Raw genomic sequence first — 14,351 nt, 5'->3', positions numbered from 1 at the left:
GCGCGCGTCGCGAAAGGGTTCGCGCGCGCTCACTGAGTGCGCAGCGCGGCGGCGATCGTCGCCAGGTTGTGACGCATCAGATCGAGATAGGTCGCGGGCCCAGGAGAGGGCGCAAAGGTTTCGGCGTAGAGGGGACCCGCGACGGCAAGGCCCAGGCGCTGTGCGAAAGTTTGCGCCACCCGGCTCGTGCGATGGGCTTCGGTGAAGAGGATGCGAATTCCTTCGCGTGCTGCGCGTGCCTTGAGTTCGAGCAGGCGTTGCGCAGTGACCTCGCCGTGCGGCACCACGGTGTCGATACCGATCAGTTCGACACCGAACGCGGCGTTGAGGTAGCGGTAGGCGTCGTGCAGCACGAACGCCTTGCGGTGCGTGGCGGGCAGGTCGGCCAGACGGGTACGCCCGTCCGCGGCCAGCGCGCGCAGCGCCTCCAGGTAAGGGTGCGCGTGCGCGGTGATCGACTGCTGCGCGCTGGGGATGCGGGTGATGAGGTTTGGGAGTGCTTGCGCTAGGGCCTCGGCAACCCGTTCGGGATCGAGCCAAAAGTGGGGATCGTATTGGGTTGCGTGATCGTCGTGCTGGCCGTGCTCCAGCGTGTTGTCGGGATCGCGATCCTGTGTGTGGTCATGGCTATCGGCGTGATCGTGATCGTGATCGTGGTCGGGCGCGATGCCGGTGGGACGGAGCAAGCGCCGTTGCGGCGCAAGCAGATCGCCAAGCGCAAGGCGCGGGGTGTCGGGTACGAGTCGAGCGCAGTCGCGCACGAACGCGGTCTCGGTGCCCAGCCCCATCGTGACGATGGTCACCGCTTGCCGCAGAAGGGGAAGATGCGCAGGGTGCAGCGTGATGCTGTGCAGATCTTGTTGGGGTTGTGCGATCGCCTGCACCGCCGCGTGCGTGCCAAGCAGATTGCGTACCCAGTCGGCAACGATCGGGTGACTCGCGACGATGAGGGGTTGTGGCGTGCGCTGGGCTTGTGCGCGCGATGGGTTCGCAAGCGGCAGGGTTGCCAGCGCGCCCAACCACTGCGCACAATAGGCGAGAAAATGGCGGCGCGTGGGGGCGCCGCGGTCGTGTTCGTTTCTATACATTTTCTGTACTCCCGTTGAGTCGTGCGATTCGGGCGTCATGCCACGCGGTGTTTGGGCGACGGGTGGCGGCGTCGCCACAGACCGTACGGGGCAAAGAAGAGCGAAACGAGGTAACCCAGTGAAAGGGTCGCCGCAACCGCGGGGCCGGGTGGCCAATCGCCGGCAAGCGCCGCGCAGAGCCCGATGGTGCTGCCGGCGGCGCCGATCGAGGCGGCAGTGACGAAAGTCGGCAGTAAACGATTCGCCCACAAACGCGCGGTCAGCGCCGGCAGCATCAACAACGTAAGTCCCAAGAGCGCGCCGAGCGCTTGGAAGACCGCGACCATCATCGCGACGATCACCGCGAGGGTGAGGTAGTAGGTGCGGGCCGATGCGCGTGTGTCGAGACGGCGAAAGGTCTCGGAATCGAACCATTCGAACGCGATCGCACGCCGACAGACAACGAGCGTGAGCAGGGTCACCGCAGCGGTTGCGACGATGAAACCGAGCGTTGCGCGGTCGAGCGCCAGTACCGAACCGAAGAGAAGGTGCATCACGTCGGTGGGGTTGCCTTGTGCCGTGATCAAAAGGATCCCAAGCGCGAGCGCCGAGAGTTGAAACCCGGCAAGCGTCGCGTCTTCGAAAAGTGCCGTGTTGCGGCTCGCCCACCCGGCCGCCCACGCCACGGCTACTCCGGCGACGAGGCCGCCAACGGTGATCGCGGGCAGCGAAAACCCGGCAAGCAGGTAACCGGTAGCGACACCGGGCAGGATCGCGTGGCTCATCGCGTCGCCCATCAGACTCATGCGGCGGGTGACCAGCAGCACCCCGCACGGCGCCGCCGCGAGCGCGGCAACGGCCAGCGCCAGCCACGCCTGGCGCAACCACGGGTCCGTCAGCAGCAAAGTGATCGCTTCCCATGGTGCGGTGAAGGCCATCACACCCCCTCCGCGGCAGGTGCATCGGCGCACCACGGCGCATCGTCGCGCGGTGCGATCGGTTGCGCGGCGCGGCGTCGCCATGCGTCCCAGTCGATCGTCTGGGTTGGCGCGAACGCAACCAGCTCCCGCGCAAGCAGCATCGTCCATGGAAAGTCGCTGCGCGCGATCGTTTCGTCGTGTAGAACCGCCAAGACCGTCACGCCGCGTTCCCGCCACTGGGCCAGGATTTGGCGCACCCAGGCGGTCGTCTGCGCGTCCATCGCGGTGAAGGGTTCGTCCAGGAGGATCAGTTTCGCGTCGCGCACGAGCAGCTGCGCAAAGCGCACCCGCTGCTGCTGTCCGCCCGAGAGCGCCGCGACCGGACGTTTCGCAAGTGGTGTCAGTCCCATATCGGCGAGCGCGGCGTGGACGCGGTTGCGTTCGTCGCGTCGAAGCGGCCGCCAACAACCGACCTCGGGCCAGAGCGCAAGCGCAACCGCGTCGAAGACCGAAAGCGGAAAATCGACGCGCCACGTGGGGTGCTGCGGCAAGTAGGCGACGCGACCGCGCCACGTTTCCGGGAGGTGGACCGCGCCCGTGATCGGGGGCAACACTCCGGCGATCACCTTGAGCAGTGTCGATTTCCCCGCGCCGTTCGGGCCGAGCACCGCGACGTGGCTGCCCGCTGGTATCGTTGCGGTAAGGTGGTGGATCGCGGGGTGGCGGTCGTAGCCGGCGGTGAGATTGTCGAGGTGCAATGCTTCGCGCGCGGTATCGGGCGGGTTCATCGCGGAAAACCGATCAGTGACAGTGCGCGCATTGGCCGCGGATCACGAGCTCCGCTTCGCGCGGAACGAAACCGTCGGGCAGTGGCGGCCACGGCGTGGGATGGGGGGGCAGGCACCAGGTTCGGCCGCACGTGGTGCAGAGAAAGTGGGCGTGCGCCGGGTTGTTGCTCGCGACTTCGAAGCGGGCGGCGCGGTCGCTTGCGGCGATGCGCCGCACCAACCCTTTCGCGACGAGCCAGTCGAGCGCCCGATAGACCGTGACCCGGTCGGGCGCTTTGGGAGTCGCAGCAGTCGTTGCCGCGAAAAGCTCGTCTGGCGTCAGCGGTTGCTTGGCTTCGCGTAAGATAGCGAGTGCCCACCACCGTGCCGCGGTGACCCGGCCATAGCGGGCGAGTGTCTGCGCGATGGGGTCTTGTGGCATAGGATGAGGTGTCATTTTTGCAATTTTATTGCATGTGCAGGGTATGTCAAGAGTCAAGGAGTCGATCGATGACAAACGCTTGGGTGTTCGAACCGATGATTGCGCGCGTTCCCGTGACCGATGGACGGCTTTTTCCCGTTCGCCGTATCTTCTGTGTCGCCCGCAATTACGCGGATCATGCGCGCGAAATGGGCGCCGATCCGAACCGCGAAGCGCCGTTTTTCTTCCTGAAGCCCAACGACGCGGTTTTTCCAGTGACCGACGAGACGGCGTGCTGGCCTTATCCGCCGATGACGGAAGAGGTCCATCACGAGGTGGAACTGGTGGTTGCGTTGGGGCGTGGCGGCCGCAATCTCAGTGTAGTGGAGGCGGAGCAAGCGATCTGGGGCTACACCGTCGGACTCGACATGACTCGGCGTGACCTGCAAAGTGCGGCGAAGGCCAAAGGGCGGCCGTGGGATGTGGCGAAGGGGTTCGACGCGTCGCTGCCGCTTGCGCCGCTCGTGCCGCGCCCAGGTGTGGCGTTGACCCGCGGCGCGGTTCGCCTTTGGGTCAATGAGACGCTGCGCCAAGCGGGGGATATCGCGCAGATGATCTGGTCGATCCCTGAGTTGATCGCCACCCTTTCGCGCTATTGGCGGTTGGCTGCGGGGGACCTCATCCTTACCGGCACGCCGGCTGGGGTCGGGCCGGTGGTGGCGGGGGATCGCGTGACTGCTGAGGTCGAGGGGGTGGCGCGCTTCACGATGACGGTGGTTGCCGACGGTGACGCGCCCACGCGGTGAGCACGGCGCCTGCGAACACCATAGCCAAAGAGAGCCATTGCGCGGTGGTGAGAAGGCTGCCGAACGCGGAGAAGATGCCGGGGTCGGGGTTGCGGAAAAATTCGCAGAGGAAGCGAACGCTGCCGTAGCCGACGAGAAACGCGGCTGAAACCATTCCGGCGGGACGCGGTCGGCGTGCAAACCACCAGAGGAAGAGAAAGAGAACGATCCCTTCCCCGAAGGCTTGGTAGAGTTGCGAGGGGTGGCGGGGAATCGCATCGACGTGGGGGTAGATCATCGCCCAGGGCAGCCCTTCGGGTGCAGGGCGTCCCCAGAGTTCGCCGTTGATGAAGTTGCCGATGCGACCAAACCCCAGCCCAGGCGGAATGAGGGGGGCGACGAAGTCGGCAACCTGCCAAAAATTTTGACCGGTGCGGCGCGCGTACCAGAGCATCGCGGCGATCGCGCCGAGCAACCCACCGTGGAAGCTCATCCCCCCTTTCCAGATCGCGACGATCTCGAGGGGATGGGTAAAGTAGTAGGCGGGTTGGTAGAAGAGCACTTCGCCCAGTCTGCCGCCGACGATGATGCCGACTACGCCCGCGGTGAGGAGTTGTTCCAGGCGCTCTGGGGACCACACGTCGGTTACCCTGAGCCGTTTCGCATGGCGAAGCCCCAGCCAATAGAACGCCGCAAAACCAGCCAGGTACATGAGGCCGTACCAACGGACGGTGAGCGGACCCAGGTGGATCGCAACCGGGTCGATTTCGGGAAAGACGAGTGCCATCGCGCTTCCTGCCGCAAAAGCGTTAGAATACGCCAAAGTCAGACCCTTGAAGCAGGAGAGCACCATGCCGCAGTACCGTTCGCGCACGACGACCCATGGGCGCAACATGGCAGGCGCCCGCGCATTGTGGCGCGCTACCGGCGTCAAAGAGAGCGATTTCGGCAAACCGATCATCGCGATCGCCAACAGCTTCACCGAATTCGTCCCGGGGCACGTCCATCTGCGCGACCTGGGTCGGATCGTCGCCGAAGAGATCGTCAAAGCGGGCGGTATCGCCAAAGAGTTCAACACGATCGCGGTCGATGACGGGATTGCGATGGGGCACGGCGGGATGCTCTATTCGCTGCCGAGCCGGGAGCTCATCGCCGATTCGGTCGAATACATGGTCAACGCCCACTGCGCGGATGCGCTGGTGTGCATCTCCAACTGTGACAAAATCACCCCGGGCATGTTGATGGCGGCGCTGCGCCTCAACATCCCAACGATCTTCGTCTCCGGCGGTCCGATGGAGGCGGGGAAAGTGACGATCGGGGGCAAGACGGTGGCGCTCGACCTGGTCGATGCGATGGTCAAAGCGGCCGAAGACCAGGCAAGCGACGAAGAGGTGGCCGCGATCGAACGGAGCGCCTGCCCCACCTGCGGTTCGTGCTCGGGGATGTTCACCGCGAACTCGATGAACTGTTTGACCGAGGCGTTGGGGCTGGCGCTACCGGGTAACGGCACGCTCGTGGCCACGCACGCTGACCGCGAGCGGCTCTTCCGCGAGGCGGGGCGGCGGATCGTCGAGTTGACCAAACGCTATTACGAAGCGGACGACGAAACCGTGCTTCCGCGCTCGATCGCAACCTTTGCCGCGTTCGAAAACGCGATGGCGCTCGATGTTGCGATGGGCGGCAGCACCAACACGGTGCTGCACCTGCTGGCGGCGGCGTCTGAGGCGGGCGTCCCGTTTACGATGGCCGATATCGACCGCATCAGCCGCAAAGTTCCGTGTCTCTGTAAAGTGGCGCCCGCGGTGCCCGATGTCCATATCGAAGACGTGCATCGCGCCGGCGGCGTGATGGGCATTCTGGGCGAACTGCAGCGTGCGGGGCTTTTGGACGATTCGGTGCCAACGGTCCATAGCCCGACGCTCCAAGCGGCGCTTGCGCAGTGGGACGTCAAACAGACCGACGATCCTGAGGTGCACCGTTTCTACCGCGCGGCGCCGGGCGGGATCCCGACCACGAAAGCCTTTTCCCAGGCAAACCGTTACCCTGAGCTCGATCTCGACCGCGCGCGCGGCGTGATCCGCGATCGCGTCCATGCGTTCACCCAAGACGGTGGGCTTGCGGTGCTCTACGGGAACCTCGCGCCGAACGGGTGCATCGTCAAGACCGCGGGGGTCGACGAGTCGATCTGGGTCTTCAAAGGCCGGGCACGGGTCTTCGAAAGCCAAGAGGCGACGGTCGAGGCGATCCTTTCCGACCAGATCGTGCCGGGCGACGTCGTCGTCGTCCGCTACGAAGGGCCGAAAGGGGGGCCGGGCATGCAGGAGATGCTCTACCCCACGAGTTACCTCAAATCGAAAGGGTTGGGCAAGGTCTGTGCGCTCATCACCGATGGCCGCTTTTCGGGCGGAACCTCGGGGCTTTCGATCGGCCACGTCTCGCCCGAAGCGGCGTGCGGCGGCCCGATCGCGCTCGTCGAGGAAGGGGATACGATCGAGATCGATATTCCCAACCGGCGGATCCACCTTGCGGTGAGCGACGAGACGCTCGCAAAGCGCCGTGCCGCGATGGAAGCGCGCGGCGCGAACGCGTGGAAGCCGGTAGCACGCAATCGCCCGGTCTCGGCCGCGCTGCGTGCCTACGCCGCACTCACGACCAGCGCCGATACCGGTGCGGTTCGGGATGTCACGCAAGTGGAGCGTTGAGATGGAGCAATTGCTCGCCGGGCTCGAGCAGAGAATCGAGTTGCTGGCGCAACAACTGACCGCGTCGCGGCAGGAGAACGCGCAACTGCGGCTTCAGGTGGCTGCACTGCAACAAGAGAACCGCCGTCTCCAAGCGGCTGTGACCACGGCGCGCACCGAAGTGGCCAAGCAGCAAGAACGGGTCGCAGCGCTGCGTTCCGAGCTGGCGGCGTGGCTTGCGCGTAAGGAGCGTGACGATGGTTGAAGTTCGGGTCGAGGTGACACTGCGCGGCAAGACCTACCGATTGACGTGTGACGAAGCGGACGCGCCGCTCCTGCGGGACGCGGCGCGCCTCCTCGACGAGCGGCTCGCGCGTCTGAGCGGCGAGGGGTTGAGCGGAGAGAAGCTGCTTCTTTGGGCGGCGTTCGAGATCGCAACGGAACTCATTCGCACGCAACGGCAAGGGGGGTTTGACATCGCCGGGTTTCAGCGTAGAATCGAACGTATGGGTGCGCGGCTCGACAGGCTCTTGGCAGAGTGCCAGCCGTCGCTGCCGCGCTGAACCGGGTACTCCCTGCGGCGTTCGAGAAGGCTGTACGATCCTTGAACCAATAACGTGACGATTGGTCGCCGACCCAGACGTCGCCTGTGTGCGTGTGCCGTGGGTACGTGCCTGATGGTGACGGGAACGCGACCCTCCTGAACCGTAGGTTCAGGTCACTCAGCCGAACCGGCGCTGCGGGGGCTCTTTTTTTCTTGAGCATATGGACTTCTGGTGGCTTGCTTACCCGATTCTCGGGGTATTCGTGGGGCTTTTTGCCGGGTTGTTGGGTGTGGGGGGCGGCGCGATCATGGTGCCGGTGCTGACCACGCTCTTTGCCTATCAGGGCTTTTCTTCTGAGGTCGTTGTCCATTTGGCGCTCGGTTCGTCGATGGCTGGGATCGTCCTCACTTCGTTCGCGAGTGCTCGAACCCACTACCAACACCATGCGGTGCGCACCGACGCGCTCGTCCCCATGGCAAGTGGCGTGCTGTTCGGTACCTTCGTCGCCTCTTTCATAGCGTCCCTGATTCCCAGTCGCACCCTCGCGATTTTTTTTGCGTGCTTTATAGCATACGTTTCTTTGCAAATGTTCCTCAATTTGAAACCGAAGCCTACGCGTCAGCTTCCGGGCTGGCTGGGGCTCGGTTTCGCCGGGTTCGTGATCGGCGCCGTTTCCGCGCTGGTTGCGATCGGCGGGGGGACACTCACGGTGCCGTTCCTCACGTGGTGCAACGTCCCGGTGGCGCACGCGATCGGCACCTCGGCCGCGCTGGGGATCCCCATTTCGATCACCGGAACGATCGGTTATGTGGTGAACGGCTGGCATGACCCCAATTTGCCACCCTTCTCGTTGGGCTACGTCTATCTGCCTGCAGTGATCGGGGTGAGCGCAACGAGCATTCTGACCGCGCCGATCGGCGCCCGGTGGGCCCACCGGTTGCCCGTGCCGGTGCTGAAACGAATTTTGGCCGGGGTTCTGCTCTTGCTCTTGGCGAAGATGTTGTGGACCCTCTACGGGGGTGGGGCATGAGCGGGTTGCTGCTTGGCCAGTCGGTTGCTGTTCCGGACGGGTACGCGCCTGAGCTGCTGACGCCGATCGCGCGTGCCACCGCGCGTGCGACGTTGGGTGACCCACTGCCGCATTGGGTGGGTGAAGACCGCTGGTACGGATACGAAGGCTCGTGGCTCGACGCGCACGGAAAGCCGCAGGCGGCGGTGATCGAGATCGGGGTGCCTGCCCATTCCCCATACTTGATCGAATCGAAGTCGCTCAAACTCTATCTGAACGGTTTCAACCAAATTCGTTTCGCGGAGGGCGACGCGTTGGTTGCGCGCATCCAAGCGGATCTGGCGGCGGTAGCGCAGGCGCCGGTTCGCGTCGCGCTTCATCCCCTGACGCAATTTTGCCGCGCGGTTGCGTCCGATTTCGGCGACCCCGGCGCATGCCTTTTGGACACGGTTGCCGCGGACGATTTTCGTTACCAATACGATCCCACGCTGCTCCGTATCGACAGCCCCACTCTTTGCGAACAACGGTTCGTGATGGACGCGTTTCGCTCGCTCTGCCCGGTGACGGCGCAACCCGATTGGGCAAGCCTTTACCTGCGCTGTGTCGGGCCGCGCGTCGATCCTGCATCGCTTCTGCGTTACCTCGTTTCGTTTCGCTGTCATGCGGAATTTCATGAGCAGTGCATCGAGCGGATCTACACCGACCTGTGGCGCTTGGGTATGACGGAGCTGATGGTCTGGGGGCGGTTTTTGCGTCGTGGTGGGTTGGAGATCAATCCGTTGCGGGCGAGCAGCGAAGCGTGGCTGCCGCAACAATGGCTCGCCGATCCGCGGCAATGAGATATCACTGATGAAAAAAGGGTTGCTTTCTTTTGCCCTTTACGCGTACAATGCCTCGGGGATTTTCTTATTGACCGAAAAGAAGGAGCAGCGATGAAAAAAATCGCACAACTGTTGGTGGTGGCCGGGGTGATGACGGTTGGAGCCGCACCGGCGTTCGCCGATGAAGCGCTGGCAAAAGCGAAAGGGTGCATGGCGTGCCACGCGATCGACAAGAAACTGGTCGGCCCGTCCTATAAAGACGTCGCGAAGAAATATACCGAAGCCGACGTGCCCAAATTGGTCGAGAAAGTGAAGAAGGGCGGTGCCGGTGTCTGGGGTCCGGTTCCGATGCCGCCGCATCCCCAAGTGGCTGAAGCGGATATCGAAAAGATCGTCCGCTGGGTGCTCACCCTCAAGTGATCGGCTTGCGCGCGTTTCGGTGTCTTACCGAAGCGCACGCAGCGCAAGCAAAAGCCCGCAATGGCAAAGCCCGCAGAGGCGGGCTTTTTCATTGGTTGATCTGGTCGGCGAATTCCAGCGCTTCAAGAAGCGCCTGATTGTGCATGGCGCTCGCAACCCCTAGGCTTTCTGCCTGGGCGATGAGCCGCGCAGGGGAAGCGTTTTCGCTCGCTTCGGCGAGCGCCAAGAGGGGTGCGTAGGGCCCATCCCGCTGGATCAGCGCTGCCTTGACTGCTTCCGGTAAGGTGAGTGGTTCCAGCGACACTTCCGGCGGCTCACCCGTGAGCTGCGGCAAAATCGAGAACAGTCCGCAGAGAAAGAGCGCTTCGGCTTCGTCGGCGTCGAAGAACTCCGCAGCGAGACGCTCGAGATAGCGGGCGCGCGTCAATGCCGTCTGCGCGAGCGCGGGCATTTCGGGGTGGTCGTGGCTATGGACGAGCAAGACCGAGAGCCAGCGCAGCAACGGCCGATAACCAAGAATGCTCACCGCATGGCGAAACGAGGTGATCTCCATCCGTAGCCCCATCGCGGGCGAATTGAGGTAGCGCAGAAGCCGGTAGCCGAGCGCGACGTCCCGTTTCAGCACCTTTTCCAATTCTGCGATCTCAGCGTCTTGCTGCAAAAGCGCGATCAAATGGAGCACCGTGGTGCGTGCCGGTGCCGGTTCGCACTGCGTGTTGGGGAGCGCCTCTTTGAGAAAGAACCACCCGCACACCCCGGCGAAATGGTGCAATGCCGTTTGCGCCGCAGCCCGAGACGGCACCCCCCACGCCAACGCCACCCCAGGCGCCGCGTCGGGGCTTTGGCATTTGCGCCAATCGACGAGCGAAAAGCGCCACGGCGCGTCGGGGTAGGGACTGACCCCATCGTACCAGGCCAGACAAAGCGGCGTCTCTTGCTGGACGCAGTGCGCGATCAGCTGTTGCGTGGCCGGGATGGTGAGTGCCTGTTGGGGGATTTCGAGGAAGGTGTTTTCCGGCCACGCCCATGAAAGGAGTTTGATACTGGGCGGCAGACGCATCAGCGACAACAGCACGGCGTGTGACTGTGGCCAGTGCGGCGTGAGCGCCGTGAGCGTCTGGAGCGCCTGCTCCGTGGTGCTCGCGTGCAGGCAGAGGCGGTTCGCGGTGATCTGAAAGCGGCGATTGAGCGCCGGTTCGCGGGTCAGATAGGCGAAGGCGGTGTTCATTGCGGCGTCGATTGAAACGTGAACGCGTCGGCGAAAAAGGCTTCTTCCGGCAGGTTCGCGGCGCGAAAGCGGGCGCGTGCGGCTTCAACCATCGCGGGGGAGCCGCAGACGTAGGCGTCGTACGCCGTGAGGTCGCTGAGCTCAGCAACGACTGCGTCCGGTACCAATCCGGTTCGCCCCGTCCAATCGGGCGCCTGCTCCGGCTCTGAGATCACCGGGCGATAATCGAGCCAGGGGTGGGATTCGGCAAACGCCCGCAACCAGGCGTCGCGGTAGAGCCCAGCGGGGGTGCGGGCACCGAAATAGCAGAGCACCGGCACCTGAGGGGGTTCGCCGGCAGCCAGTTCCTGCAGGAGCGATTGGATCGGCGCAAAACCGGTTCCCCCGGCGACGAAAAGGAGCGGCCGTGCGCGCGATTTCAGGGTAAAGGTGCCGAATGGCCCTTCGAGGCGCCACACCGTTTTCGGTGCGGTTTCGGTGAACACCTTCGGGGTGAAACGGCCACCGGGCACCAACCGGATGTGGAGTTCGAGGAAACCGCCGTGGTTGGGTGCCGACGCGATCGAAAAACTGCGGCGGGCGCCATCGGGCAGCAGCACATCGACATATTGTCCAGCGCGGAAGCGAAAGTCGAGGCTATTCGGCAGCTTGAGCGTGACGATCGCGACGTCGTCGATCTTTTCGATCGTTTCGACCCGCGCGGGAAATTTGTGAATGGGCAGATCGTCGGCGCGGCGCAGCTCCCGCACCTCGATCGTCAGATCGGATCTGGGGTAAGCCCGGCAGAGCAGCGTCCAGCCAGCGGCGCGTTCGTCGTCGGACAAAACGCCCGGCGCGACCCCCTTCAATTCCACGGTGCCGTTCACGACGCGCGCACGGCAGGCGCCGCAGGCGCCGTCACGGCAGCCGTACGGCACAGTAAGGCCCGATCGCAGCGCAGCGTCGAGTACCGTTTCGTCGGGCGCGGCGGTAAAGGTGGCGTCGGGGTGATTCGCAATCTGAACCGTGTGGGTCATGGAACGTCGCGTGCGATAATCGGAAGCCTTTATTGTACGGGAAGAGGGGCGCGAGCGTGACGGTTCGAGTGTTGGTCGTGGGCGGCGGGGATGTCGCGTTACGTGCAGCGCGCGCCTTGGCGTCTCGCGTCCAGTTTTGGGTGGTGGTGCGCGATCCTGCCAAAAGCGCCGCGTGGCGCGCGTTGGGGGCACGCGTGATCGTCGCCGATCTCGACCTCTGGCGGTCGTTGGCGCGAATCGGCGCGGCAGTGGATCAGGTTTGGGTGACGGCACCACCTGCGGGGAACGGGGTGATCGACCCCCGCACCCGTCGTCTGCAGGCAGCGCTGCGGCGAAGCACCGCCCGAAGTAAGCCACGCGGCCCGGGGCGGCGTCACCATTTCGCTCTTCGGCCGCGTATGGTCTATCTGAGTACGAGCGGCGTCTATGGCGACCGAGGAGGGGCGTGGGTGCGCGAGAGCGACCCGGTTGCCCCTCAAACGGCGCGCGCAGCGCGGCGGGTCGCGGCGGAGCGGTTGTGGCGCGATTGGGCGAAACGGGGCGGCTGGGTGGTGCGGCTGCGCGTACCGGGGATCTATTCCGCCGAACGCCTCCCGGTGGCGCGGTTGCTGCGTGGTGATCCGGCGATTCACGAAGAGGAGGACAGTATCAGCAACCACATCCATGCCAACGATCTGGCGCAGATCCTCTGGGTGGCGGGGTGGCGCGGCAAGACGGGGCGCGCCTATCACGCTGCCGACGATCAACCGTTGCCGATGGGCGCGTGGTTCGATGCGGTGGCCGATGCACTGGGGCTGCCCCGCCCGCCGCGTCTGCCCAGACAAGCGGTGTTGGAACGTGTCGGGCCGATGATGGCTTCGTTCCTCACCGAAAGCCGACGGCTGCGTAACGACCGCCTCAAACGGGAACTTCGCTTTCGTTTGCGCTATCCCACGGTTTTTGCGTTGCTCGCGCAACCGATCTGGAAAGAAAGGAGGGAATCGTGCTCTATGGCGTCGTCAAGTCGCTGCATATCATCTTGATGACTTCGTGGTTCGCGGGGCTCTTTTATCTGCCGCGAATCTTTGTCAATCTGGCGATGGAAGAGAACGCAGCCGCACGCGACCGGCTGCTCCTCATGGCACGCAAACTTTTTCGCTTCATGACGCCGCTTGGGGTTTTGGCGGTGGGGTTCGGTCTCTGGCTCTGGTTCGGGTTCGGTTTTTCCGGCGGGTGGCTGCACGCGAAGACGACGCTCGTGGTATTGCTGATCGCCTACCACGCGTATTGTGGGGTGCTGCTGCGCCGTTTCGAGGCCGGCACCAACACCCGCTCCCACGTCTGGTTTCGGGTTTTCAACGAAATCCCGGTGGTGATCCTGACCGTCGTCGTCTTTCTTGTCGTGTTGAAGCCGTTCTAAGCCGGGAAGCATGTCGTGTCGAATCGGTTGCGCGCGTTCGCGCCGTGCCCGCGCGGGTTGGAGTCATGCCTCGGTGACGAATTGACCGCTGCGGGTGCCGCTGAAATCCGGGTGCGTCCCGGTGGTGTTGCCTTTACCGGTGACTGGCCGGTACTCATGCGGGTACACCTCACGAGCCGCATCGCGACGCGGGTGTTGGTCGCGGTGGGAGGCGGCGCGTTGCCGCACGGCAAGCGGCGTGGCGAAGAGGGGGCGGCGCTCTACCGCCTGGCGCGAACCGTCGCGTGGCCGAAATGGGTTTCGCCCGATGCGCGGCTGCGTGTCGATCTCACCGTGACGCGGGCGGCATGCACCGATGCGATCCCTTTTCTCACGCTGCGGGTGAAAGACGCGATCTGTGACGCGCTCCGCGCCCAGTGCGGTCGTCGTCCCAGCGTTGACAAACACGATCCAACCTTTCGGGCTGTCGTCTTCCTCGACGAACGGGGGGCGACCTTCTATTGGGATACGAGCGGGGCGCCGCTTGTGCAGCGCGGGTTCAAGTCAGCAACGACGCTGGCGCCGCTCAAAGAGAACCTGGCTGCTGGGATTTTGCAGGTGATCGGGTGGACACCCACGTTGCCGCTGATCGACCCGATGTGTGGCAGCGGGACGTTCTTATTGGAAGCGGCGATGCGCGCCTATGCGATTCCCCCGGGGCTTTTTCGCGTGTTCGCGTTCGAACAGTGGCACGGACTCGACCGCCAGACGTGGCAGCAGCTACGCAACACCCTACGGGCAGAGACCGCTCGGCACATCGCTGTGCTGCGCACAAAGCACAGGGAGCCGCTCCTTTTTGCCGCCGACGCCGATCCGCGGCAGATCGCCGCGGCGCAGCACAATTGGCAGAAGCTCGAAGCCGCATTGGAACAGCCGTTGCCGATCGTGTGGCAGGTCGCGGCCGCAGAGGCGCTCGATCCGCCAACCGAAGTGCCGCCCGGTTATTGGGTGACCAACCCCCCCTACGGGGTCCGCCTGGCCGAAGCCGAAGCGCTCGCCAAGTGGTACCCGGTGCTGGGCAACGCGCTCAAACGCCGCTGGCCAGGGTGGACCGCCCATTTCTTGACCGCCGATTCGCAATTCGCCAAGCGCATCGGCCTGCGGCCAGCGGCGAAGTGGCACCTCGACAACGGGCCACTGCGCTGCGTGTTGCTGCGTTACCCGATCGTAGCGGGTTCTTTGAAGCGTAACCGCGTCATGAGTGCAGAAGCAGAGGCGTGATCAACGGCAAAC

The 14,351-nt window shown here is 64.4% G+C and carries 17 protein-coding genes and 1 other RNA gene; 11 read left to right on the top strand and 7 right to left on the bottom strand.

The genetic code is table 11. The features are described from left to right. Window positions 1-29: 29 nt before the first annotated feature. From HPTL_RS09030 to HPTL_RS09015, 4 genes are read right to left on the bottom strand one after another with little or no spacing between them, the layout of a single operon-like run. Window positions 30-1,088 (bottom strand): metal ABC transporter substrate-binding protein, encoded by a 1,059-nt coding sequence (locus tag HPTL_RS09030; protein ID WP_170141324.1) that lies wholly within the window; start codon window positions 1,086-1,088, stop codon window positions 30-32. Between the two features lie 35 nt (window positions 1,089-1,123). Beyond that, complete coding sequence (locus HPTL_RS09025) at window positions 1,124-2,005, bottom strand: metal ABC transporter permease (RefSeq protein ID WP_170141323.1); 882 nt, start codon at window positions 2,003-2,005, stop codon at window positions 1,124-1,126. Next, window positions 2,005-2,775, bottom strand: a complete 771-nt coding sequence (locus tag HPTL_RS09020) for a metal ABC transporter ATP-binding protein (protein ID WP_119335682.1) — start codon at window positions 2,773-2,775, stop codon at window positions 2,005-2,007. The genes HPTL_RS09025 and HPTL_RS09020 overlap by 1 nt, the downstream gene beginning before the upstream one ends. Before the next feature lie 13 nt (window positions 2,776-2,788). Next, on the bottom strand, window positions 2,789-3,196 hold the full coding sequence (locus HPTL_RS09015; RefSeq protein ID WP_231999983.1) for a Fur family transcriptional regulator: 408 nt from the start codon (window positions 3,194-3,196) through the stop codon (window positions 2,789-2,791). 68 nt (window positions 3,197-3,264) lie between these two features. On the opposite strand from HPTL_RS09015, the gene HPTL_RS09010 reads away from it, so the two are divergent. After that, on the top strand, window positions 3,265-3,981 hold the full coding sequence (locus HPTL_RS09010; protein ID WP_119335680.1) for a fumarylacetoacetate hydrolase family protein: 717 nt from the start codon (window positions 3,265-3,267) through the stop codon (window positions 3,979-3,981). On the opposite strand, the gene lgt is transcribed toward HPTL_RS09010, so the two are convergent. Continuing rightward, the gene (gene lgt, locus HPTL_RS09005; RefSeq protein WP_119335679.1) at window positions 3,938-4,747 is read right to left on the bottom strand and encodes a prolipoprotein diacylglyceryl transferase; all 810 of its coding nucleotides are present in this window, start codon (window positions 4,745-4,747) and stop codon (window positions 3,938-3,940) included. The genes HPTL_RS09010 and lgt overlap by 44 nt on opposite strands. Before the next feature lie 64 nt (window positions 4,748-4,811). On the opposite strand from lgt, the gene ilvD reads away from it, so the two are divergent. From ilvD to HPTL_RS08970, 7 genes are all read left to right on the top strand, one after another. Continuing rightward, window positions 4,812-6,662, top strand: coding sequence for a dihydroxy-acid dehydratase (gene ilvD, locus HPTL_RS09000; RefSeq protein WP_119335678.1), 1,851 nt, complete (start codon window positions 4,812-4,814; stop codon window positions 6,660-6,662). A gap of 1 nt (window position 6,663) precedes the next feature. Beyond that, entirely contained in the window at window positions 6,664-6,906 is a 243-nt protein-coding gene (locus HPTL_RS08995) for a hypothetical protein (protein ID WP_119335677.1), read from the top strand. Further along, on the top strand, window positions 6,899-7,204 hold the full coding sequence (locus HPTL_RS08990; protein WP_119335676.1) for a cell division protein ZapA: 306 nt from the start codon (window positions 6,899-6,901) through the stop codon (window positions 7,202-7,204). The genes HPTL_RS08995 and HPTL_RS08990 overlap by 8 nt, the downstream gene beginning before the upstream one ends. A gap of 6 nt (window positions 7,205-7,210) precedes the next feature. Continuing rightward, a non-coding RNA gene (gene ssrS / locus HPTL_RS08985) (6S RNA) lies at window positions 7,211-7,391 on the top strand. A 15-nt stretch (window positions 7,392-7,406) separates the two neighbouring features. After that, window positions 7,407-8,216 carry a sulfite exporter TauE/SafE family protein gene (locus HPTL_RS08980; RefSeq protein ID WP_119335675.1) on the top strand — a complete coding sequence of 270 codons (810 nt, stop codon included), beginning with the start codon at window positions 7,407-7,409 and terminating at the stop codon, window positions 8,214-8,216. Further along, on the top strand, window positions 8,213-9,034 hold the full coding sequence (locus tag HPTL_RS08975) for an NADPH-dependent 7-cyano-7-deazaguanine reductase QueF (protein ID WP_119335674.1): 822 nt from the start codon (window positions 8,213-8,215) through the stop codon (window positions 9,032-9,034). Before HPTL_RS08980 ends, HPTL_RS08975 begins: the two co-directional genes overlap by 4 nt. A gap of 93 nt (window positions 9,035-9,127) precedes the next feature. After that, window positions 9,128-9,436: a c-type cytochrome gene (locus tag HPTL_RS08970; protein ID WP_119335673.1), complete on the top strand. Its 309-nt coding sequence runs from the start codon at window positions 9,128-9,130 to the stop codon at window positions 9,434-9,436. Window positions 9,437-9,524: 88 nt separating this feature from the next. On the opposite strand, the gene HPTL_RS08965 is transcribed toward HPTL_RS08970, so the two are convergent. Next, window positions 9,525-10,664, bottom strand: coding sequence for an EAL and HDOD domain-containing protein (locus HPTL_RS08965; RefSeq protein ID WP_119335672.1), 1,140 nt, complete (start codon window positions 10,662-10,664; stop codon window positions 9,525-9,527). After that, window positions 10,661-11,680, bottom strand: a complete 1,020-nt coding sequence (locus tag HPTL_RS08960; protein ID WP_119335671.1) for a 2Fe-2S iron-sulfur cluster-binding protein — start codon at window positions 11,678-11,680, stop codon at window positions 10,661-10,663. The genes HPTL_RS08965 and HPTL_RS08960 overlap by 4 nt, the downstream gene beginning before the upstream one ends. Before the next feature lie 56 nt (window positions 11,681-11,736). Between HPTL_RS08960 and HPTL_RS08955 the strand changes: the two genes are divergently transcribed. Genes HPTL_RS08955 through HPTL_RS08945 form a run of 3 tightly spaced genes read left to right on the top strand, consistent with a single transcriptional unit; the run spans window position 11,737 to window position 14,339 of the window. Further along, entirely contained in the window at window positions 11,737-12,702 is a 966-nt protein-coding gene (locus tag HPTL_RS08955; protein WP_179949076.1) for an NAD-dependent epimerase/dehydratase family protein, read from the top strand. After that, a complete protein-coding gene (locus HPTL_RS08950) occupies window positions 12,702-13,079 on the top strand; it encodes a CopD family protein (protein ID WP_233467987.1) in 378 nt (125 codons plus the stop codon). Before HPTL_RS08955 ends, HPTL_RS08950 begins: the two co-directional genes overlap by 1 nt. A gap of 15 nt (window positions 13,080-13,094) precedes the next feature. Then, entirely contained in the window at window positions 13,095-14,339 is a 1,245-nt protein-coding gene (locus HPTL_RS08945) for a THUMP domain-containing class I SAM-dependent RNA methyltransferase (RefSeq protein WP_119335669.1), read from the top strand. Window positions 14,340-14,351: the final 12 nt, after the last annotated feature.

Origin of the sequence: Hydrogenophilus thermoluteolus (genome assembly GCF_003574215.1) — a bacterium.
Taxonomy (GTDB): domain Bacteria; phylum Pseudomonadota; class Gammaproteobacteria; order Burkholderiales; family Rhodocyclaceae; genus Hydrogenophilus; species Hydrogenophilus thermoluteolus.
Note: the sequence above shows the minus strand (reverse complement) of the source record. Positions and strands in the feature narration are given on the sequence as shown.

Coding starts and splice junctions, on each gene's coding strand:
- HPTL_RS09015 (WP_231999983.1), bottom strand. CDS start 3,196: ATGCCACAAGACCCCATCGCGCAGACACTCGCCCGCTATGGCCGGGTC.
- HPTL_RS08960 (WP_119335671.1), bottom strand. CDS start 11,680: ATGACCCACACGGTTCAGATTGCGAATCACCCCGACGCCACCTTTACC.
- HPTL_RS08950 (WP_233467987.1), top strand. CDS start 12,702: ATGACTTCGTGGTTCGCGGGGCTCTTTTATCTGCCGCGAATCTTTGTC.
- HPTL_RS09025 (WP_170141323.1), bottom strand. CDS start 2,005: ATGGCCTTCACCGCACCATGGGAAGCGATCACTTTGCTGCTGACGGAC.
- HPTL_RS09020 (WP_119335682.1), bottom strand. CDS start 2,775: ATGAACCCGCCCGATACCGCGCGCGAAGCATTGCACCTCGACAATCTC.
- HPTL_RS09030 (WP_170141324.1), bottom strand. CDS start 1,088: ATGTATAGAAACGAACACGACCGCGGCGCCCCCACGCGCCGCCATTTT.
- HPTL_RS08975 (WP_119335674.1), top strand. CDS start 8,213: ATGAGCGGGTTGCTGCTTGGCCAGTCGGTTGCTGTTCCGGACGGGTAC.
- HPTL_RS08970 (WP_119335673.1), top strand. CDS start 9,128: ATGAAAAAAATCGCACAACTGTTGGTGGTGGCCGGGGTGATGACGGTT.
- HPTL_RS08995 (WP_119335677.1), top strand. CDS start 6,664: ATGGAGCAATTGCTCGCCGGGCTCGAGCAGAGAATCGAGTTGCTGGCG.
- ilvD (WP_119335678.1), top strand. CDS start 4,812: ATGCCGCAGTACCGTTCGCGCACGACGACCCATGGGCGCAACATGGCA.
- HPTL_RS08965 (WP_119335672.1), bottom strand. CDS start 10,664: ATGAACACCGCCTTCGCCTATCTGACCCGCGAACCGGCGCTCAATCGC.
- HPTL_RS08980 (WP_119335675.1), top strand. CDS start 7,407: ATGGACTTCTGGTGGCTTGCTTACCCGATTCTCGGGGTATTCGTGGGG.
- HPTL_RS09010 (WP_119335680.1), top strand. CDS start 3,265: ATGACAAACGCTTGGGTGTTCGAACCGATGATTGCGCGCGTTCCCGTG.
- HPTL_RS08990 (WP_119335676.1), top strand. CDS start 6,899: ATGGTTGAAGTTCGGGTCGAGGTGACACTGCGCGGCAAGACCTACCGA.
- lgt (WP_119335679.1), bottom strand. CDS start 4,747: ATGGCACTCGTCTTTCCCGAAATCGACCCGGTTGCGATCCACCTGGGT.